Here is a 19,355-nt window from a genome sequence, read left to right as displayed (position 1 = left end):
GCCTCATAGGGTCCCAAGCGCGGTGTATTCTTCCCTTCTACCTTTTTAGTTACTAAAACCACATAATCCGAGCACCTTCACCCTTTCTAGCGGTAAAGATGCTCAAACTTTTAAGTTACTCTTTTGACGATCCTATAGCCGAATACTCTGCAAAAGTGAATCCTAACTCTTGTTGGTTGCTATCCACTGATCTACCTGCTGCTCCAACACTGCCAATGGCAAAGCGCCATTGGTGAGAACTACATTGTGGAACTGGCGGATATCAAACTGGCTACCAAGCGCTTCTTTAGCGCGTTCACGCAACTCAAGAATCTTCAGCATACCGGTTTTGTAGGCCAGTGCCTGACCGGGCCAAACCATATATCGCTCGATTTCGGTGGTGACTTCGGACTCAGTCATACCGGTCTTTTCCAGCATATACTCAATCGCTTGCTCGCGACTCCAGCGCTTATAGTGCATTCCAGTATCCACGACCAACCGCACAGCCCGGAACATTTCCGCCTGCAACCGACCCAAATCATCATAGGGGTTTTCCTGGAAACCGGCTTCTTTAGCAAGCTTCTCGGAGTACAGTGCCCACCCTTCCGAGTAAGCATTAAACAACCCCATTTTACGGAAAGTCGGCACACCTTTTAGCTCTTGCGCTATTGCCAACTGGAAGTGATGCCCAGGTACCGCTTCATGGTAAGCCAAGGTACGCATTCCAAACTTTTTGGTTTCATGAACATCCCGCAAGTTTGCATAAAATACGCCGGGGCGAGACCCGTCCATTGCTGGAGGGTTGTAGTAGGCTCCCGCAGAACCTTGCTCTTTAAACTCTGGGACTCGGCGCACCTCAACACCCATTTTGGGTTTTAAATCAAAATAGTCACCCAGGCCTGCATCAATTTCATCAATCATTACCTGGTAATCGGCAATAATTTTCTCCCGCCCTAAATCTGAATCCTCATAAAGAAACTGGGGATCATTATTCAATGCAGAGAAACGTTCGCTAATAGTGCCACTGGTTCTACCAACGGATGAAAAAATTTCATTCATTTCCGTTTCAATTCTTGCAACCTCTTCCAATCCAATACGATGGAGTTCCTCCGGTGCAATATCTGTACTGGTAAAGTTGCGTACTTGATAGGCATAGTAGGCATCCCCATCCGGCAATGCCCAAACACCATTGTTCTCTCCAACTTTTAGCCGGAGAGTACTGAAATAATCGATTAGCCCTTGATATGCGGCGTAAACTTCTGCACCAATCAATACCTCAGCTTGGCGGAGAATACGTTCCCGCTCCTGTTTATCCAGCTTTTCAATTTTGTTAAGTCGCTCCAGTAATGAGGTATAAAGTATATTTTCTTTTGCCGGCGCGGCGATAAAACCCTGCATTTCCTCTAAAACACTATCGACAACGAAGCGTGGGGGCAGGATATCTTTCTCTTCCCTTACCTTAAGACCATTCAGCAATTGGTCAAACTTACGTCCGACCTCTCCCAAACGAGACAAGTAATAATCAGCTTCTTTTACATTGTTGATCTGATGAACTTCAGCGAGAAACTCTGGCAACCTATTCTGCTCACCCGACATTTGGTTAAGCGGGTAATCATGGTATCTCCAGCGTTCAACTTCTGCCTTTATACTGAGAAGATGCTCTAACACATCATAGGAAATGGCCTGCTGCCCTTCCAAACTTTCACGATCATAGCTGCGCAATACCGCCAGCTCGCTCTTCATCATTTCAATAACACGCAGCTGTTCTTCTTCAGACAAATCATCGAGATGCGCATTGTGTCCATCAATTCCAAATTGCTCCAAAATTCTAATTTGTGAAAGGATTTCCGGACTGCTACTGCCGATTTTTATAAAGACACGTTCAAAAAATACATCTATAGACCAAGGTTTGAAATAAACTGCATTAATAGCAAAAGCAGAAACTGCCAAAACCCCCACAAAAAATAAGCTGCCAAACCATTTGGCAATAGTCTTAATCATTATATTTCTCCCGAATTCTTAGCTGTAATTTTGTCCCGGTATCAGGATCACCTCAACTCCCGCAGCAGAGAATTCCGATAGAGCGATCAGCGCAGGGGCCAAGCTGAATTAGACCCATAATTCACAACTATTTTATCGGCGATACAAAGTCGCTGGGCTTCAGAGCCAGCAGGGAGCAACTGACCTTCTGCAATATATTCTCCGCAGTATTCCCCATAATGAAACCGGGAATACCCGCCCGTCCAACAGTGCCCATAACCAGCAGGTCGAGACCTTCTTCATCAATCAGCAATGGAATAAAGTTATCTGGATGGGCAACCACATGGTGAATACGTATTTCCCCCTCAATTCCGGATGCGCGTATCAATACATCGAGCTTTGAGCGGTGTTGGGCTCGCGCTGATTCAGTGGCCTCATCCAACTCTTCCTCAGAAGCGCTCAAGGGAAAATGGCGCCGCAAGTATTCATCGATATCGAAGTCCCAACAGGAAATAACGTTCAACACCCCACTGCAACTGTCAGCGAGTACTCGCGACCAGCGCAGCAACCGGATCGCCAAGTCATAACTGCTGCCATCCTCGCATTCAGGGTCGAGAGCAACAGCCACCTGTATCTTGTTGCGATGTTCCTTGATTGGGCGGCACATCCATACCGGGCAGGGACACTTTCGCAGCAGATCCATATCCATTGCCTTGAAGCCCTTAAGCTGGCTGCGACCCTCAACATTCTTGATCACCAGGTCATAGCCCTCAGCCAATACCCGGCGAATCACCCTCTCGGCAGGTCGGGCACCACAATCTGACTCAATCTCCAAATTAGTCCTTTCCGCTGATAACTCCATATGTACGCGGGCCGACTCAATTTCACTCCTGACCCTATCAAGCATTGTCCTCACACAGAGCCGACTAAACTCCTCAAACCCTTCCGGCACCTTCGGACAGACCAGTAAAACCTTTATCTCCGCCTGATGATTGCGCGCCACTGCAAAAGCCTGCATGAGTCCACTGCTTTCATCCTCAGCAGCATGGCTGACATACAGGATTTTATGAATGTTTGGCATAACGCTGCCCTCAACCAGAGACATTTGGGAGCAAACAGGGGCAAGACTCACCATAAACCCACTCGCTGCCTCAAATTGGTATCGTGAGCAGAGCAGATTTCACACGGAAATACACAGGTGAAGGAGATGGCGCAGGAGTAGACAGGGGAAGGTGGAGTGAGCAAACACCAACCATAATAGACGGAAAAAGCGTCAAGTGTCGCCAAAACACAAGGCAGAGGAGCCCAAATGAGCCCAGGAGGCTAAAGCAGGTCGGCCAGGGCCCGATTCTGGGGTCAGATATCCAAAACCTGCTTAACAAAAGGAATGGTGATTTTACGCTTAGCCATAAGAGAAGCCCGGTCCAACTCCTCCAGACACAGAAAGAGTGCTCGAGTATCCCTCGGGGCGCGGTGCAATATGTACTGGGCCACATCTTCCGGCAGGTCAAAACCGCGCAGACGGCTGCGACGGCGCAGGGCGGCAACTTTATCGCTGTCATTCAGGGTTTTGAGCTGGAATACCAGGGACCAGTGCAGGCGTGACTGCAAATCAGCCAGGGCAATATCCATACCGCGGGGTGACTTGCGAGCCCCCATTAATAACTGCCTGCCGCCATCCTTAATTCGGTTATAGAGATGGAAAATAGCGGTCTGCCACTCGGGCTGCCCCTCCAACAAATGAACGTCATCTATACAGACAAGGTCCAGGCGCTCGAGTCCGTCAAGAATAACAGCCGGGTCCATGGTCAGCAGGTCTGCGAGAGGGAGATAATGGAAAGAGCGACCATTGGCCTCTGCGCACTGACAAGCAGACTGAAGCAAGTGGCTAATACCACTACCCGCCTCACCCCAAATGTAAATTACAGACTCGGGGTTCTCGCCACTGGCAAAAGACTGCAGCAGGGCAACTACCTGTCGATTTGGATCTGAATCCGACAGATAGAAGTTGTCAAATTTGGCGTCATCCCGCAGGGATACCCCCAGCGGCAATTGTTGCGGAATACTCATCTCAATCCCAGTGATAGCGCAACGGATTCTCAGCGCTGCCCAAGGGTGAACGGTATCCATTCAGGTTAATGGCGTCTCCGTCCGCTTGTGCTCGCAATTTATGGTTTAGAGCCAGGGTATCACGCAAATTGTTCAACCCTGCCGAAGTGACCAGTGCCAAACGCATTCGGTCTCCCTCAACAGAGAGCAAGTTAGCACTGCTGACCTGTGCCAACCCCTGTAGATAACCAGATGCCTTGGCATAATCAGCAAAACTGTCGATACCAGACAATTCAACAATCACCGCACCCAACTGATTGTCCTGCCCATTCGGGGACACTGCATAGCGCTGCGCGAGAATATTGGCCAGTTGGTTAACGCCGCGCAGAGCGACCTCTTCCAGCGAACCTCCGGCAGTATCGAAGGCATAGCTGCGACCACCGTGAATTAGCAGCCAATCCGCCTGCCAGCGATGGCCCGAAGCTTGAAGCACTCGGCCCATCAAAGTGGCATCGGGGCTATAGCGAAAACCCGCCTGTTCGGCTGCCTGCTCATCTTGGGCCCAGAGAGCTCCTAAGGGCATATTGCGCTGATCATTCAGGTCCATTACCGGGAAATCCAGGGGGACACCGCGCTCGATAGCCATTGCCTCGAGTACAGAAAAGAGCTCCGGGGTCGCCTCTTCACTCAGAGCACTGCGGCCCTCTTGCAGGGTATCTACTGCAAGCCACACCAAAGTACCGGGGCGATTATTTGGCCACATGGGCAAGTTCATTTGATTAACTTGCCGGGAGATCGCTTGGGGGTCAAAGGAAAGGTGCAAGTAGAGCTGATTGTCCTCACGGGTATAGCGATACCCCTGAACAAACTGCTGTGCATTCTTTAATATCGGCTGCACATTTGGGTTACTACCGACAGCGGCATCTCCCGTAACACGTACGAACACCCGTTCCAGGCCGCGACTTCCGGCTGCTGCACGATCCGTGGCTCCGCGACTCGACACAGCCTCGACAACTTCGTACAAATCCGAGATGACTCGAGCTTGGACCGGTAGGGCTAGAACACTGATGATCAGAGCCAGCAACTGCAACACCAATCCCTGCCGGAGCAGCTTGTGCATAGGACTTCTCTCCAAACCTCTTATTTTCCGCCCCTGAGCTTGCAGAAATTATTATCGATGTGCAAGACGCCAGATTTTAGGGCGGACTAAAAATTGCGGCTATTGTATCAGCGTCAGACGTTTCTCTCAGCCCCGAGTTCTCACTATCGGAGTGATTTCACAGTTCAAATGGTGAGAAAATGCCGAAATCCCCCTTCGAGATGCCGTCTGGGCGTGGCTCCCGAGGCAAGACCCAGATAGAATACGCGCCCTTCGAATACCCACCGCAGGAAGAATCATGAGCGATTCCAAGCCGCAATCTACGCAAACATCCCTTTCTTATAAAGATGCCGGTGTCGATATCGACGCAGGTAATGCACTGGTAGAGCGCATCAAAAATGTCGCCAAACGCACATCCCGCCCCGAGGTAATGGGCGGACTGGGCGGATTCGGCGCCCTGTGTGAACTTCCAAGCGGCTATAAAGAGCCAGTTTTGGTTTCCGGCACCGACGGTGTGGGTACCAAGTTACGCCTGGCTATGGACTTGGGCATTCACGACAGCATTGGTATCGATCTTGTCGCCATGTGTGTGAATGACCTGATCGTAGCAGGAGCTGAACCCCTCTTCTTCCTCGACTATTACGCAACCGGCAAACTCAATGTCGATATTGCTGCAGAAGTAGTTACCGGCATTGGCAAAGGCTGTGAGCTGTCAGGCTGCGCACTGGTCGGCGGCGAGACCGCCGAAATGCCCGGCATGTACGAAGGCGACGATTATGACCTGGCAGGCTTCTGCACCGGTGTCGTAGAAAAATCTGAAATCATCGACGGCAGCAAAGTTAAAGCTGGCGACGTATTGATCGGCTTGGCCTCCAGTGGCCCCCACTCCAATGGCTACTCCCTGATCCGCAAGGTTCTCGAAGTCAGCGGTGCCGATCTCCAACAGGACATCGGCGGTGAAACCCTGGCCAAAGCGTTGATGGCCCCGACCCGTATTTACGTTAAGAACCTGCTGCAATTAATGAAGACCTTCCAGGTGAATGCGCTAAGCCATATCACTGGCGGCGGCTTACTGGAAAACTTGCCCCGCGTTCTGCCCGAAGGCTGCAGCGCACGTATTGATGTCACCAGTTGGGAAATGCCTCCTGTATTTAATTGGCTGCGTGATGCAGGCAATATCGATAGCCGCGAAATGTACCGCACGTTTAACTGCGGTGTTGGCATGGTTATTTGTGTGCCTGCTGAGCAATCCGAGTCGGCACTGTCAGCTCTCAAGCAAATGGGCGAAGACGCCTTTGTCGTTGGCACTATCGAAGATGCCAAAGACGGGGCGGAAGCAGTAGAACTGGCGGGGCTGTAATGTCTTGTAGAGTTGCCGTATTAATCTCCGGTAGCGGCAGCAACCTGCAGGCTCTACTGGATGCCGCCGCACTAGAGGACGCACCTTTTTCCGTGACTGCAGTTGTCAGCAATAAGGCAGATGCCTATGGGCTGACTCGCGCAGAACAGGCAGGCGTTCCCACCTCTGTGGTGAATCACCGGGATTACTCCAGCAGAGAAACCTTCGATCACGCCTTGATCGAAGAGATCGACAAGTACAAACCAGATTTGGTTGTACTGGCTGGGTTTATGCGTATTTTGACGCCCGACTTTGTGCGCCACTACAACGGCCGCCTGATCAACATTCACCCTTCCTTACTGCCGAGGTATCAGGGACTGCATACCCATAAGCGGGCACTGGAAGCCGGGGACAAAGAACACGGCGTAACCGTGCATTTTGTCACCGAGGAACTCGATGGCGGGCCACCTATCGTCCAAGCCATTGTTCCTATTAAGGAGGGAGACACTCCAGAGCTGCTGGCAAAACGGGTGCAGGTTCAAGAGCACATCATTTACCCTATGGCGGTTACCTGGTTTGCTCAACAGCGCCTGCAAATGGCGGATGATCGAGTTCGGCTGGATGGTGAATTACTCCCTCACCACGGGGTTCAGGTTTCCGCATAAAACCATCCCTTGATAGCTGGCGGGGTAAAAGTCCTTCAATGTACTTTGCGCGCCTCGCCAGCTAGTATTCAAAAGGGTTCAGTTTTTTGTGGGATATCACAGTGCGCCTTTTTGCTACCTCTCTGTTTCTTTTTTTAATTACCGGCCAGGCAATTGCTGCTGAGCTGGAACCTTTCAAAGCCACCTACGCCGCCCGATTTAATGGGATCAGCATTACCGCCACTCGGGAATTGTCCGGACAGGACGGTAACTGGCGCCTGGACTTCGATAGCAGCGCCCTTTTTGCCAGCATTAAAGAGTACTCTCGCTTTACCAGCCAGGATGGCCATATCACCCCCCAACATTACGAATATCACCGCAAAGGCCTTGGTCGAAATCGCGCCACAGTGCTTAATTTCGAACCGTCAAAAGGTATGATCTTTAACGTCCATAATCCAGAGCGGGATCTCAAAGACGCCCCACCCAATATTCTTGACAAGGTGAGCTATCAAATCCAATTGGCACTCGATGTCGCCGCTGGAAAAAAAGACCTTCAATACCAGGTTGCCGATGGCAAAAAAATTCGCGAATACAAATTCAGTCAAGTTGGCACTGAAATCCTAAAAACACCTCTGGGTCCGGTGGAAACAATTAAAGTCGCTCGAGTGAGAGATAAAAACTCAGGAAGAGAGACAACTGTCTGGATCGCACCGCAATGGAACTACGCTTTGGTGAAACTTATCCAAAGAGAAGAAAATGGCAAAAGGTATCAAATCAACCTGACAAATTTATCCATCAACGGCGAAAAAGTCGCTGCCAGCCAATAAATGGCCACATTTTCGACTGATGAAAAAAAATCCGTCGACTTGGATAGCTTTTTGTCCCCATTGTCTTTATAAAGTCACTCCTCTCCCTCACTAGGGCAATGACGTATTGCTAGACTTTTTAGTAAGGGATTTGCTACGGAAGTGGAAGGTACTTATATAAGTCTAAAGGCCTTCCTGCCATGGCAGAGTTTATTCCAACCTGTTTATGGCTTTCAGTAATCAGCAGACTTAGAGATGGGTTCTCATGAATAAAAAATATCTGCGACACGCAGTTCTGGCCGCAGCTATCAGCTCCGTTTCCCAAGGCGCTATGGCTGCAGGTTTCTACTTGCAGGAAACCAGTGCTACAGGCCTTGGCCGCGCATTTGCTGCCGAAAACACTATCGGCGACAACGCTGCGATTCTGGCACGTAACCCAGCCGGTTCAGCACTGTTTAATACCTACACCATTTCTCTTGGTGCCACTTACGTTGACCCCGAGATCGATGTAGATGGTGACGTTACTTATTATGTCGGCAGTGCGGAAACTGGCTACCTGGGATTCGAAACTCCAGCTAGCGCCGATGACTACGCCACCAGCGCAGTAATCCCCAATGGCTATCTGGCAGCCCCCATCAATGATGAGTGGTCCTGGGGTCTGGCTATGTACACCGATTTTGGCCTGGAAACTGATTTCCCGGATAACTTCCCTGCAACTACGATCGCCAACAAAACCTCTCTGCTGACTGTAAACATCCAGCCATCTGTTGCTTATGACTTTAACAATCAATTCAGCATTGGCCTGGCAGCAAATATTTTCTACGTCGACGCAGAACTGAACACTACCTTCCCCGACGATTTCCTGATCGGTGACGTTGTAGAACCCGTTTTAGGATTTAATCCTGCCGGTGCCACCGTACTTGACGTTAAAGGCGATGCCTGGGACCTGAGCTGGACCATCGGCGGCCTGTGGCGCATCAGCGACAACACTCGCGCAGGTATTTCTTACCACGCTAAGTACGACCCCAAAATCAAGGGTGAAGTAAGCTCCGACATCGCTCCGAGCCCGCTGGATTCATTTGACGATACTTCCGGTAACCTGACCCTGAACCTGCCTGACACCTTGGAGCTGGGCTTCTACCACCGCTTCAACAATAACTGGGGTGTGGCAGTAGGCTACATGTGGACCAACTGGGACCGCTTCGAGCGCCTCGAAGCCTTTATCCCCTCCGCAGGTGAAGACTACAACCCGCTTCTGCTGAAAGAAGAAAACTTCCAGAGCGGTTCTCGCTTCAGTATCGGCGGTGAATACTACCGCAATGATGAATGGACCTTCCGCTTTGGTTACGCCTACGACCAAGGCGCAGCCCGTGACGGCTTAAACCGCGAAGAAACTGAAGAGCTCTCTGAGCTGGTAGACGAAGATCTCCCGATTACCTGGCGTACCCTGTCTATTCCTGACACTGATCGCCAGTGGCTGACTGTTGGCGGTACCTACTCACTGAGCGAAAAGCTCACTGTTGACGGATCTTTCGCCTATATCTGGGGTGACGACGAGGTTATTCAGGAAGCTAACAACATTAGCGATACCCTGATCACCTACTTCGATGGTGGCACCACCAAGACCGAAGCTTACCTGTTCAGCTTGGCTCTGAATTACCAGTTCTAAGTCACCTTAGACCTGATGAAAGAAGGCTCTATCTCTGGTAGGGCCTTTTTTATTTTGGGCTATTATCAAGCCCTCATCTAAACTTCCAACCTCACAACAATCCGCCCCTCAGAAAGCTCTCCCCACCCCCTTACCCAAATACCACCAATGCGCTAACACCGAAAAAAAGGGTTAGATATCTCCATCCTTAAATTTGATATAAGGAACGTCAAATCCTAAAACCAGATGAGTTTGCAAAATCATATATCTTAACAACGCATTTAAATTATTTATTTTTGCTCATTTAATGGAATCTGGAGCTTATTTGTTTAACTTATCAATATTGTTCAAAATCGCCTTATTCAGAAAGCAGGCCCCATAAGCTCACACCACTATTACTCAAGGATCTCTGAATAACCCCGTAATACCTCTGCGACCTCTCATTAACTGAGAGGGATCACGCATGCATTGCAAACATCAAACCCACTTAAATTGTGAAGTAAGTCAAACTACAAGAGTAAAATCATGAAGTTGTCAGCAGTATTTATCTTGTTAATTTTAAGCCTGGATGTCGCAGCCTTCTCTATGGGAGATGCCATCAATACGGCTGGTCGACAAAGAATGCTATCCCAACGCATCACCCAGACTTACATCTTGCGCGGCATTCAACCGGATGCAGAACGCCACGAAAAGGTATTTGCCCGATCAATTCACGAATTTAAAAAGAATCACGAGAAACTAAATAATTTTCATGGCGCAGAAAAGATCAGGGATCAACTTGTTAAAGTTGAAAGAGAATGGAAAGCGTTTGAGTCTGTCGCCTTACAACCGGTCAATAAACAAAGCGCCAGCGAATTATTTCAGCGCAGCAACTCCCTTCTTTCTGCTGCCCACACCTATGTGGTCCAACTCCAACAAGTCGCCAATCACAACAGCGCCGAACTCATTAATATCGCCGGCCGCCAGCGTATGCTCTCCCAGAGAATCGCCAAGAACTACGCTGCTAAACTTTGGGAAGTATCCTTGGATGATGCCGAAACCGGATTGCAAGAAGATCTCTCCGAATACTCCAACCGACTGAACCAACTATTGGAGAGCCCCCTCAATACGCCAGAGATCAATGACAATCTACGCAAAGCAAAAGACCACCTGAGTTACGCCAGCCGAGGGTTTGAGGGAGACATGAAAATATCTGAAAAACGCCAGATACAGGTAATCACCGGCACCACTGATCTGATGCTACGCAATATGAACATCGTTACTGAACAATATGCTGAGTTATTAAATTCAGGGGAGTAGGGATGAGAACAGACATTGAATTCAGGCCCAGCACCGAAGAAATCCTCTATAAACTGGCAACCCCTGAGTTCCAAGCTCTCAATCAGCAAGCGAATGACGAATCCATTAAGCGCATGAAGCAGGCTGTGCCGATTTTGATTGGGATAGGCAAAGCCAGTGACAACATCCCTGGAATGCGAAAAAATTTAGTCCTGCATGCCGGTCCCCCAATAACCTGGCAGCGGGCATCTGGACCGTTAAAAGGCGCAATCATTGCCGGTCTGATTTATGAAGGCCTGGCTAAAAATAAAGTTGAAGCGGAGCGGGTTATGGAGGAAGGCCGGGTTGATCTTGAGCCTTGCCATAACCACAATGCGGTCGGGCCCATGGCTGGCATTATTACCCATTCAATGTCTGTGTATATTGTCGAAGATAAGCTATCCGGCAATCGGGCTTATTCCAACCTTAGTGATGATCGCGCCGATTACCGCGGTAGCTCTATTCGCTTTGGCGTGTATGACAAAGAGGCCATCGATTACCTTCGTTGGATAGAGGACGAAATTGCCCCCGTACTAAATCAAGCAATCCAAGATGAAGGCGGGATTGATTTTGTACCTATAATTGGCCGGAGTCTCCTTATGGGAGACGACTGCCATGTAATGACTAATGCCGCCACACTGATTTTCTCCAGAATTTTAATGCCAGGAGTTATTCGGGCCAGTAAAAAGCGAAAAGATATTGAAAGGATTACCAACCAAATCTACAAGGATGAGACATTTCCGTTAAATCCAATCATGGCCACCTGCAAGGTTATTTCCGATGCCGGCAGCGGTATTCCTCACAGCAGTATTATTACAACCATGGCTCGCAATGGGACGGAATTTGGTATTCAAGTTTCAGGGTTGGACAAGGCCTGGTTTACCGGTTTGGCCGGGGTTGGCCACGGACTATTAATGCCAGGAATCACTCCCGCAGATGTCAACCGGGACATGGGAGACAGCGCCATCACAGAGACTATGGGTTTTGGCGGCATCCACAAAACATTCTCAGGAACATACCAAGACAACATCGACAACATACTGAAAATGTATGATGTGTGTCACTCTGAGAGCGACTTTGTCGTTACTCCAGGCATTGAGGGTAGAGGCGCACCATTTGGTTTTGACCTGCTAAAAATCATTAGAACCGGTACGACACCAACTATCAACTCCGGCCTGGCCCACAAAAGCATGAACCGCTACCAAGTCGGCACCGGGTCTCTGCACCCCCCACTGGAAGCATTTTTAAATGCTGCTGCCAGCTTCCTGGATTCAGAGGAAGAGCAACCCCCAGTCCACTAATAACTGAGCCTCACAACTAATAATATTCAAGTGTTCATAATTCACGTGAGCATAAAACAGAAAAAGGGGCTAAGCCCCTTTTTCTAATACCGACAAATTAAAAGCTCAGATTACCAACCGCACTGACGCCCTTGGTTCTGCTCTTCCAGGTACGCCATCAGCGGCTGGAAGTAATCGATAATGGCTGAAGCATCCAGGTCGCGCTGACCAGTGAGCGCTTCCATAGCATCCGGCCAGGGCTTGCTTGCACCCATTGCCAACATAGCGCGCAGCTTCTTACCAGCCTCATCATTCTGGTAGATGGAGCAGCGGTGCAGCGGTCCGGTTTCACCAGCGGCTTCACACAGCGCGCGGTGGAATTGGAACTGCTGGATACGCGCCAGGAAGTAGCGAGCGTAAGGTGTATTACCGGGGATATGGTACTTGGCACCCGGATCGAAGTTCTCTTCGGAGCGCTCTACCGGAGCGGCAATGCCCTGGTAATCTTCACGCAGTTTCCACCAGGCTTTGTTGTAGTCTTCCGGCTTCACCTCACCGTTGAATACCTGCCAGCGCCACTTATCAACGAGCAGACCAAATGGCAGGAAGGCAATCTTATCCAGCGCCTGCTGCATCAGGTAACCGATATCTTTACTCTCATCCGGCACCTCATTCATCAAACCGATTTCCTTCAGGTACTTCGGTGTGATGGAAAGCGCAATGGTGTCGCCAACAGCTTCGTGGAAACCGTCATTAGCACCCTCTTTATAAAGGAAAGGCTGATCCTTATAGATGCGCTGGTAGAAGTTGTGGCCCAACTCGTGGTGGATGGTAACCAGGTCTTCGCCCGTTTTATTGATACACATCTTGATGCGGAGATCGTCCTGCCCATCCATATTCCAGGCACTGGCATGACAAACTACATCGCGATCGCGTGGCTGGGTGAACTGGGAGCGCTCCCAGAAAGTTTCCGGTAGAGGCTTAAAGCCCAGGGAGGTGAAGAACTTCTCCCCGACTTTAACCATGTCTTTTTCACTCATGCCGGAATCAACCACCAGCTGAGTCAGATCATAGGGGGCCTGCATGTCGTCGTCTTTGACGATGTCGTAGACGTTACCCCACTCCTGGGCCCACATATTACCCAGCAAGTGTGCAGGAATCTTACCCTGAGCCGGCACTACGTCATCGCCATAATGCTCATTCAACTTGGCGCGAACATGGCAGTGCAAAGCTTCGTACAACGGCTTCACTTTACCCCACTGGGTATCCATATCCTCAGCAAAGGCATCCGGGGCCATATCATATTTGGAGCGCCAGAAAACACTCAGGTTGTCATAACCCAGCTCTTTGGTACCCGCATTACCGATCTCCACCTGGCGCTCATACAGAGGCTTCATGGGAGGAGAAACTTTACGCCAACCAACCCACAGATCCTTGAGCAATTCAGGATCGCGATTGGTCGCCATCACCTGCCCCATCTCGGTCAGGGTGTAGCACTTTTCTTCACCGGCATCTTCGCGGCAGTATTTACCGGCACCGTACATGCCCTGCATTTTTGAGCCAATTTGCGCCAGCTCAGAAGTTAATGCCGGATCTTTCGGCGCGGGGAAAACCAAACCCTGCTTCAACATGGTCAACTGACGACGGGTATCCGGGTCCAGGTCCAGGTCGTTAAATTTGGCGGCCTCTGAAGCCAGCTCCACTGCCAGGGTGGTGTATCGCTCTGAAGCCAAAGCCTCTACATATTGGGAATCAATATTGATATAGGTAGAAGCAAGCCAAGCCGCATGACTTGCCTCTTGCCCCATTTTTTCCAAGCGAGCCTGGGCATCATTTAGGAAAGCTTGCGCATCTTTGGCTGTCAGCTGGGAATTCTCAGCTGGACTTTCCGCAGTCGCCTGAGCCACACCAACCGGTTTTACCGCTTGCTGCCCACTGTCACAGGCAGACAGTGCAACGGCAACCGCTATCGAGAGAGCAACTTTTTTCATTTTCTCCTCAAGAATCATTTTTAGATCTGCTTATAGTTGACGCCGTTTATAGCATAAGCCCCACACAATCAGCGACGGCAAGGCCGAAGATCGAGCCAGATCGACACAAAATCCCCTTTTATATCGTCTTTGCGGGAAAAAATTTGGTGAGGAAAAGAGTAAAAACCCAGGACACGGTCGAGCAAAACACTCTCAACGGGGATTTTTCAGGGGATGATTTTTGAAACAAAGAAGGGAGAGATTGGAGGCAGCCCAACCAGCAACACCCTCGGCACATGATACCACTGCTACCGTTGCTCCCTTCCGGGCCTGGCGGAGTTCACAGCTGCTCATTGCGAGGGGACCGGGAGGGCCGCCACAACGATCTTCGGTGCCAGTGCATCCGAAGAGGGCGCGATTATAGAGGCATAAACGAATAAGATCCAGCCCTATTAACAGGTTATAATAAACGACTACTATCTCACCCCCTGCAAAGAGTTACTCATGCACTTGTTTGTCGATAATTTAACCAACGTTGACTTCAGCTACCTCGACTCAAAACGAGGCATCGTAGGCGAGACCTGGCTGGCAAACGCAGCCCTTGATGGCGCCTTGGATGAACAGGGGATGGTTTGCGACTTTGGCATAGTGAAAAAGACCCTGAGGCATTGGCTGGATGATCAAGTCGACCACCGCCTCCTGGTACCTACCCGCTCACCCCAACTGACCCTGGAGCACAATGGAGACCAGGTTAACCTGACCTGGCTACTGGAAAGCGGGGCCTCTATTAAAGTGTCAGGTCCAGAACAAGCTTTCGCCTTAGTGGACGCCGAGGTAATTACTCCTGAGAGCGTCGCCGTCTGGTGTGTCCAGCAACTGGCCAGCCACTTCCCCGATAGCGTGGAGAAGCTCAAACTCAGCTTCCACTGTGAAGTGATTGAAGATGCTTTCTACCACTACAGCCATGGCCTGAAGAAACACCTTGGCAACTGCCAGCGTATCGCCCATGGACACCGTTCACGAATTCAGGTCATGACGGGTGGCCAACGCAATGCAGAGCTGGAAAAGTACTGGGCTGAGCGCTGGGAAGATATCTACCTCGGCACTCGCGAGGATCTGGTTTCAACCACTGTCGATGATCGCGGTGAGGAAATGCATAACTTTGCTTACAGCGCACAACAGGGAAACTTCACCCTTTCCATCCCTGCCAAGGTTTGTGAAATTCTTGACTGTGATACCACGGTGGAGCAGTTGGCCCAATATATCGCCAACACCCTGGCGGCAAAAGAACCGGGGAAAGCGATTACCGTAAGAGCCTACGAAGGTATTGGCAAAGGCGCGATTGCTTCAGCTCAAATCAGCTAATCCAGCCCATAGCACCGACACCGTTATAAATTGAAGTACCAAGGCGCCCGACTTTGAACCTGATTGTTTTACAAAAGCACGACTTTATTAGTCCCAATCGCGTCCGCCTGAGTGGACGCCAGCTGGAGCATATCACCAAGGTTCACAGAGCAGCACCGGGACAACAACTTCGTGTCGGACTGCTCGACGGGCAAATAGGTAGTGGCGAGATTGTTACGCTCGACGAGAAGTGCGTTGAGCTTGAAGTGGCATTCGCAATCGATCCGCCCCAGCCATTACCTCTCACACTTATTTTGGCCCTGCCTCGCCCCAAAATGCTCAAGCGGGTTATCCAGCACCTGACTGCTCTCGGGGTCAAAAAACTGGTTCTGATCAATAGTTACCGGGTCGAAAAGTCTTACTGGCAAACCCCTTGGTTGCAGGAAGACAAACTCTTTGAGCAATGCCTGCTCGGACTCGAGCAGGCTGTCGATACGCAAATGCCGGAAATTCTGTTGCGTAAACGCTTTAAACCGTTTGTCGAAGACGAGCTCCCTTCCCTTTCCAGTGACTCTCGTAAACTGGTGGCCCATCCAGTAGGGGGAACGGCTTGCCCTGTGGACATAAAGCAACCGACCACTTTAGCCATTGGCCCTGAAGGCGGCTTTATCAGTTATGAAGTCGAGAAGCTCCAGGAAGCAGGCTTTCAATCCGTTCACCTGGGTCCACGTATTTTGCGGGTAGAAACTGCACTACCAGTACTAATTAGCCGGTTATTTCCCGCTTTTTAAATTACTCAAATTTTTGAGGCTCTAACTCACTTTCACGGGGCCTCTAAACACCTGTTTGATCTATTGTGTTTTAAAACATAGAGCAAGCTTTTACGAAAGCTTAACCACCCATACTTCAATTGTTCAAATAAACCCCGCTAAAGTTACCTACCTCTCACGATGAGACAATTGCGTAATTTAGCAATCAATATTTCATCAATTTGTCACAATTAAGTCATATTTTGCGCCCTCGTTTTACCACCTTACGGTCGAATTACTATGAGCGTATTCTTAAGCCGGCTAAAGCAAACCCTTTCCCTCCTTCTTCTTGGGGTGGCCTTGGCTGCTGCAACTTCCACAGCCCAAACCCGCTTCCCTCCCGATACATCGGGCCTGCTTTTTACATTACACGGCTCTAATACTGTCGGCGCAAAGCTGGCGCCCAACCTGGTGAGCGATTACCTCGAAGCCCGTGGTGGCAGTAATCTGGAGATTATCCCTTTAGGGAAAGAAAATGAGGTTCGAGTGCAAGGGGATCTCGGTGGCAAAAAAATATATGTCGATATTGCGGCACACGGTTCAAGCACCGGATTTAAAGGCCTTGAACGTTCCCAGGCCAATATCGCCATGGCTTCGCGACCAATAAAAGATACTGAGCACGCAGCCCTGAGTCGCTTTGGAGATATGCGCGGCCAAAGTGCAGAACATGTTATTGCCATCGATGGCCTGGCAATTATTATTCACCCTCAAAACCCCATCAGCCAATTAACCCTGCAACAAATAGCAGCAATATTTTCCGGAAAAATTACCGACTGGTCTAAAGTGGGCGGGCAGAAAGGTCGCATCAAAGTTCTGGCGAGAGATAATCAGTCCGGTACCTGGGATACGTTTAAAAGCTTGGTACTTGGAAAAAAGCACTCCCTTATTGCCAATGCAAAACGCTTCGAGTCGAATGATCAATTGTCGGACCGTGTTTCGGCAAACCCCAACAGTATTGGATTTGTGGGCTTGGCATCTATTCGACGGGCCAAGGCAGTGTCAGTATCCGATCAGAACACCCAACCACAAGCTCCAGAACATCTGACAATTGCAACTGAAGACTACCCCCTTTCCCGCCGCCTTTTTCTCTATACCGCTGCTTACGGTTTAAAACCCGTCACCGAAGAGTTCCTGCACTTTGTACAGAGTGAGCAGGGGCAGGAGCAGGTAAAGGCCACTGGGTTTGTCGCGCAGACGCCGATCGGTGTAAAACCTGAAGCCAACCGGGATGGGCCCAGCGAATACCTGAAATTAACGGAAAATGCCGAGCGCCTGAGTATTAACTTCCGTTTCTCTGAAGGCAGTGCCTCTTTAGATAACAAGGCAAAACAGGATATACAGCGCCTTGTCCGCTTTATGCAAAAGCCTGAGAACAGCCACAAACGACTGCTATTGATCGGGTTTGGCGATGAGAAAGTCAGTGAGGGGCGTTCAATCGTTTTATCAAAACTACGCGCAGTTACCGTTCGCTCCGCACTCAGGGATCACCAGATTAATACAGCACCGGTTCAGGGCTTTGGTGCCTATCTGCCGGTAGCCTCCAACAGCTCCAGTTCAAAGATAAAAAATCGCCGGGTAGAAATCTGGGTTATTTAACCCTAGCCCTAAACCCCTCTCCCCCGTGAGGCGACAAGGAAGTCCCTCAGCATCCTTTTTTCTTTTCCTCCTCCCCTTCCCCAGTTTTTCCCTAAACAACAAGTCCAGCTTTCTCCAAAGCATAAATAACGCGCATAAAAAAGCCGCGTAAATACGCGGCTATCAATTAGTGGCTATGCCACCAGGTCTCACAGAGAGGAACGCAAAGAGCGCTCCGGGGGAAACTTCCCAACAACAAGCGCGTTACCGCTTATTTACAATGCGGCCGCCCGCAGGCGGCCACCGGGACAATTAAGCTACAGCGTCTTCCGCTACTGCTTGTTTTTGCAGAGCCAATTTGGGATCTACAAACTCGTAACCCAATACATCGGCTACGGCTTGGTAGGTCACCATGCCAGCGTGAACATTCAGGCCTTCCAGCAAGTTGGAATCGTCCAACAGTGCCTGCTTGGCGCCTTTGTTTGCCAGGGCTACCGCGTAAGGCAGGGTGGCATTGTTCAGGGCCATAGTAGAGGTGCGAGCTACACCGCCGGGCATGTTGGCAACACAGTAGTGAACCACACCATCAACTACGTAAGTAGGCTCTTGGTGAGTAGTCGCCTTGGAGGTCTCAAAACAACCGCCCTGGTCAATAGCAACGTCAGCTACAACTGCGCCTTTCTTCATGCGGCTGATAATGTCGCGGGTCAGCAGTTTGGGGGCTGCTGCGCCAGGAATCAGAACCGCACCAACAACCAGGTCAGCTTCCAGTGCGTGCTTTTCAATAGCATCGTTAGTGGAGTATTCAGTGCGAACCGCGCCACCGAAAATATCATCCAGCTGACGCAGACGCGGCAGGGAGCGGTCGAGGATAGTAACGTCAGCACCCATACCCAGGGCCATCTTCGCTGCGTTAGTACCAACAACACCGCCACCGATAATCAGGACTTTAGCGGGAGCTACACCGGGAACACCGCCGAGCAGTACGCCGAGACCACCCTGGGCTTTTTCCAGGTGGTGGGCACCGCACTGTACAGACATACGACCGGCAACTTCAGACATGGGCGCCAGCAGAGGCAGGCCTCCGAAGCGATCGGTTACAGTTTCATAAGCGATGCAGGTAGCGCCGGATTTCACCAGCAGCTCAGTTTGTTTGGGGTCTGGAGCCAGGTGCAGATAGGTGTACAGAACCTGCCCAGGACGCAGCATTTCGCACTCGTGGGGCTGGGGCTCTTTTACCTTGACGATCATATCGGCAGTGGCAAAAATCTCTTCCGGAGTATCGATAATCTTGGCGCCGGCTTGAACGTACATCTCGTCGGGGAAACCAATAGCGGCACCACCATCCTTCTGTACGATCACTTGGTGGCCGTGGCCAACCAGTTCGCGAACACTCGACGGCGTCAGGCCAATACGATACTCGTGGTTCTTAATCTCTTTAGGGACGCCAATCAACATTTTCCTTCTCCTCGCTCTGTGCGCTCGGTACTGCCTTAATCAAATAGGAGTACCTAAT

At 50.3% G+C, this 19,355-nt stretch carries 15 protein-coding genes and 1 other RNA gene; 9 read left to right on the top strand and 7 right to left on the bottom strand.

Translation table 11 applies throughout. The features are described from left to right. Window positions 1-162: 162 nt before the first annotated feature. The 4 genes from ACJJIW_RS11915 to ACJJIW_RS11900 all read right to left on the bottom strand — a co-directional run bounded on the left by ACJJIW_RS11915 (window position 163) and on the right by ACJJIW_RS11900 (window position 5,128). Window positions 163-1,980 carry a DUF885 domain-containing protein gene (locus ACJJIW_RS11915; RefSeq protein ID WP_444935267.1) on the bottom strand — a complete coding sequence of 606 codons (1,818 nt, stop codon included), beginning with the start codon at window positions 1,978-1,980 and terminating at the stop codon, window positions 163-165. Window positions 1,981-2,107: 127 nt separating this feature from the next. Beyond that, window positions 2,108-3,040: a universal stress protein gene (locus ACJJIW_RS11910; protein ID WP_444894658.1), complete on the bottom strand. Its 933-nt coding sequence runs from the start codon at window positions 3,038-3,040 to the stop codon at window positions 2,108-2,110. 275 nt (window positions 3,041-3,315) lie between these two features. Further along, window positions 3,316-4,029 carry a DnaA regulatory inactivator Hda gene (gene hda / locus ACJJIW_RS11905; protein WP_444894659.1) on the bottom strand — a complete coding sequence of 238 codons (714 nt, stop codon included), beginning with the start codon at window positions 4,027-4,029 and terminating at the stop codon, window positions 3,316-3,318. 1 nt (window position 4,030) lies between these two features. Continuing rightward, window positions 4,031-5,128, bottom strand: coding sequence for a DUF2066 domain-containing protein (locus ACJJIW_RS11900; RefSeq protein WP_444894660.1), 1,098 nt, complete (start codon window positions 5,126-5,128; stop codon window positions 4,031-4,033). Between the two features lie 277 nt (window positions 5,129-5,405). Here ACJJIW_RS11900 and purM point away from each other — a divergent pair, with 277 nt between their 5' ends. The 6 genes from purM (at window position 5,406) to ACJJIW_RS11870 (ending at window position 12,162) form a co-directional block, all read left to right on the top strand. Continuing rightward, a complete protein-coding gene (gene purM / locus ACJJIW_RS11895) occupies window positions 5,406-6,467 on the top strand; it encodes a phosphoribosylformylglycinamidine cyclo-ligase (RefSeq protein ID WP_444935266.1) in 1,062 nt (353 codons plus the stop codon). After that, window positions 6,467-7,111 carry a phosphoribosylglycinamide formyltransferase gene (gene purN, locus ACJJIW_RS11890; RefSeq protein ID WP_444935265.1) on the top strand — a complete coding sequence of 215 codons (645 nt, stop codon included), beginning with the start codon at window positions 6,467-6,469 and terminating at the stop codon, window positions 7,109-7,111. The genes purM and purN overlap by 1 nt, the downstream gene beginning before the upstream one ends. A 101-nt stretch (window positions 7,112-7,212) precedes the next feature. Continuing rightward, on the top strand, window positions 7,213-7,917 hold the full coding sequence (locus ACJJIW_RS11885; protein ID WP_444894662.1) for a DUF3108 domain-containing protein: 705 nt from the start codon (window positions 7,213-7,215) through the stop codon (window positions 7,915-7,917). 244 nt (window positions 7,918-8,161) lie between these two features. Continuing rightward, window positions 8,162-9,565 carry an OmpP1/FadL family transporter gene (locus ACJJIW_RS11880; RefSeq protein WP_444894663.1) on the top strand — a complete coding sequence of 468 codons (1,404 nt, stop codon included), beginning with the start codon at window positions 8,162-8,164 and terminating at the stop codon, window positions 9,563-9,565. A 504-nt stretch (window positions 9,566-10,069) separates the two neighbouring features. Further along, window positions 10,070-10,843, top strand: a complete 774-nt coding sequence (locus tag ACJJIW_RS11875) for a type IV pili methyl-accepting chemotaxis transducer N-terminal domain-containing protein (protein ID WP_282931677.1) — start codon at window positions 10,070-10,072, stop codon at window positions 10,841-10,843. Window positions 10,844-10,845: 2 nt separating this feature from the next. Continuing rightward, window positions 10,846-12,162 (top strand): YlbE family protein, encoded by a 1,317-nt coding sequence (locus ACJJIW_RS11870; RefSeq protein WP_444894664.1) that lies wholly within the window; start codon window positions 10,846-10,848, stop codon window positions 12,160-12,162. A gap of 110 nt (window positions 12,163-12,272) precedes the next feature. Here the strand turns inward: ACJJIW_RS11870 and ACJJIW_RS11865 are convergent, their stop codons facing one another. Then, window positions 12,273-14,132 carry a M2 family metallopeptidase gene (locus ACJJIW_RS11865; RefSeq protein WP_444935264.1) on the bottom strand — a complete coding sequence of 620 codons (1,860 nt, stop codon included), beginning with the start codon at window positions 14,130-14,132 and terminating at the stop codon, window positions 12,273-12,275. Between the two features lie 251 nt (window positions 14,133-14,383). Then, window positions 14,384-14,481, bottom strand: an RNA gene (gene ffs, locus ACJJIW_RS11860) — signal recognition particle sRNA small type. A gap of 134 nt (window positions 14,482-14,615) precedes the next feature. Here ffs and ACJJIW_RS11855 point away from each other — a divergent pair. From ACJJIW_RS11855 to ACJJIW_RS11845, 3 genes are all read left to right on the top strand, one after another. Further along, window positions 14,616-15,476 carry a 6-carboxytetrahydropterin synthase gene (locus ACJJIW_RS11855; RefSeq protein ID WP_444935263.1) on the top strand — a complete coding sequence of 287 codons (861 nt, stop codon included), beginning with the start codon at window positions 14,616-14,618 and terminating at the stop codon, window positions 15,474-15,476. Window positions 15,477-15,529: 53 nt separating this feature from the next. After that, window positions 15,530-16,246 (top strand): 16S rRNA (uracil(1498)-N(3))-methyltransferase, encoded by a 717-nt coding sequence (locus tag ACJJIW_RS11850; RefSeq protein WP_413664784.1) that lies wholly within the window; start codon window positions 15,530-15,532, stop codon window positions 16,244-16,246. Between the two features lie 258 nt (window positions 16,247-16,504). After that, window positions 16,505-17,860, top strand: coding sequence for a substrate-binding domain-containing protein (locus tag ACJJIW_RS11845; RefSeq protein ID WP_444935262.1), 1,356 nt, complete (start codon window positions 16,505-16,507; stop codon window positions 17,858-17,860). 291 nt (window positions 17,861-18,151) lie between these two features. Here ACJJIW_RS11845 and ald read toward each other — a convergent pair whose 3' ends face one another. Beyond that, a complete protein-coding gene (gene ald / locus ACJJIW_RS11840; RefSeq protein WP_444935261.1) occupies window positions 18,152-19,297 on the bottom strand; it encodes an alanine dehydrogenase in 1,146 nt (381 codons plus the stop codon). Window positions 19,298-19,355: the final 58 nt, after the last annotated feature.

The organism is Microbulbifer maximicatervae (SeqCode) (assembly GCF_052467815.1).
Note: the sequence above shows the minus strand (reverse complement) of the source record. Positions and strands in the feature narration are given on the sequence as shown.

Coding starts and splice junctions, on each gene's coding strand:
- ACJJIW_RS11870 (WP_444894664.1), top strand. CDS start 10,846: ATGAGAACAGACATTGAATTCAGGCCCAGCACCGAAGAAATCCTCTAT.
- ACJJIW_RS11900 (WP_444894660.1), bottom strand. CDS start 5,128: ATGCACAAGCTGCTCCGGCAGGGATTGGTGTTGCAGTTGCTGGCTCTG.
- ACJJIW_RS11915 (WP_444935267.1), bottom strand. CDS start 1,980: ATGATTAAGACTATTGCCAAATGGTTTGGCAGCTTATTTTTTGTGGGG.
- purN (WP_444935265.1), top strand. CDS start 6,467: ATGTCTTGTAGAGTTGCCGTATTAATCTCCGGTAGCGGCAGCAACCTG.
- ACJJIW_RS11875 (WP_282931677.1), top strand. CDS start 10,070: ATGAAGTTGTCAGCAGTATTTATCTTGTTAATTTTAAGCCTGGATGTC.
- ald (WP_444935261.1), bottom strand. CDS start 19,297: ATGTTGATTGGCGTCCCTAAAGAGATTAAGAACCACGAGTATCGTATT.
- ACJJIW_RS11855 (WP_444935263.1), top strand. CDS start 14,616: ATGCACTTGTTTGTCGATAATTTAACCAACGTTGACTTCAGCTACCTC.
- ACJJIW_RS11865 (WP_444935264.1), bottom strand. CDS start 14,132: ATGAAAAAAGTTGCTCTCTCGATAGCGGTTGCCGTTGCACTGTCTGCC.
- ACJJIW_RS11845 (WP_444935262.1), top strand. CDS start 16,505: ATGAGCGTATTCTTAAGCCGGCTAAAGCAAACCCTTTCCCTCCTTCTT.
- hda (WP_444894659.1), bottom strand. CDS start 4,029: ATGAGTATTCCGCAACAATTGCCGCTGGGGGTATCCCTGCGGGATGAC.
- ACJJIW_RS11880 (WP_444894663.1), top strand. CDS start 8,162: ATGAATAAAAAATATCTGCGACACGCAGTTCTGGCCGCAGCTATCAGC.
- purM (WP_444935266.1), top strand. CDS start 5,406: ATGAGCGATTCCAAGCCGCAATCTACGCAAACATCCCTTTCTTATAAA.
- ACJJIW_RS11910 (WP_444894658.1), bottom strand. CDS start 3,040: ATGCCAAACATTCATAAAATCCTGTATGTCAGCCATGCTGCTGAGGAT.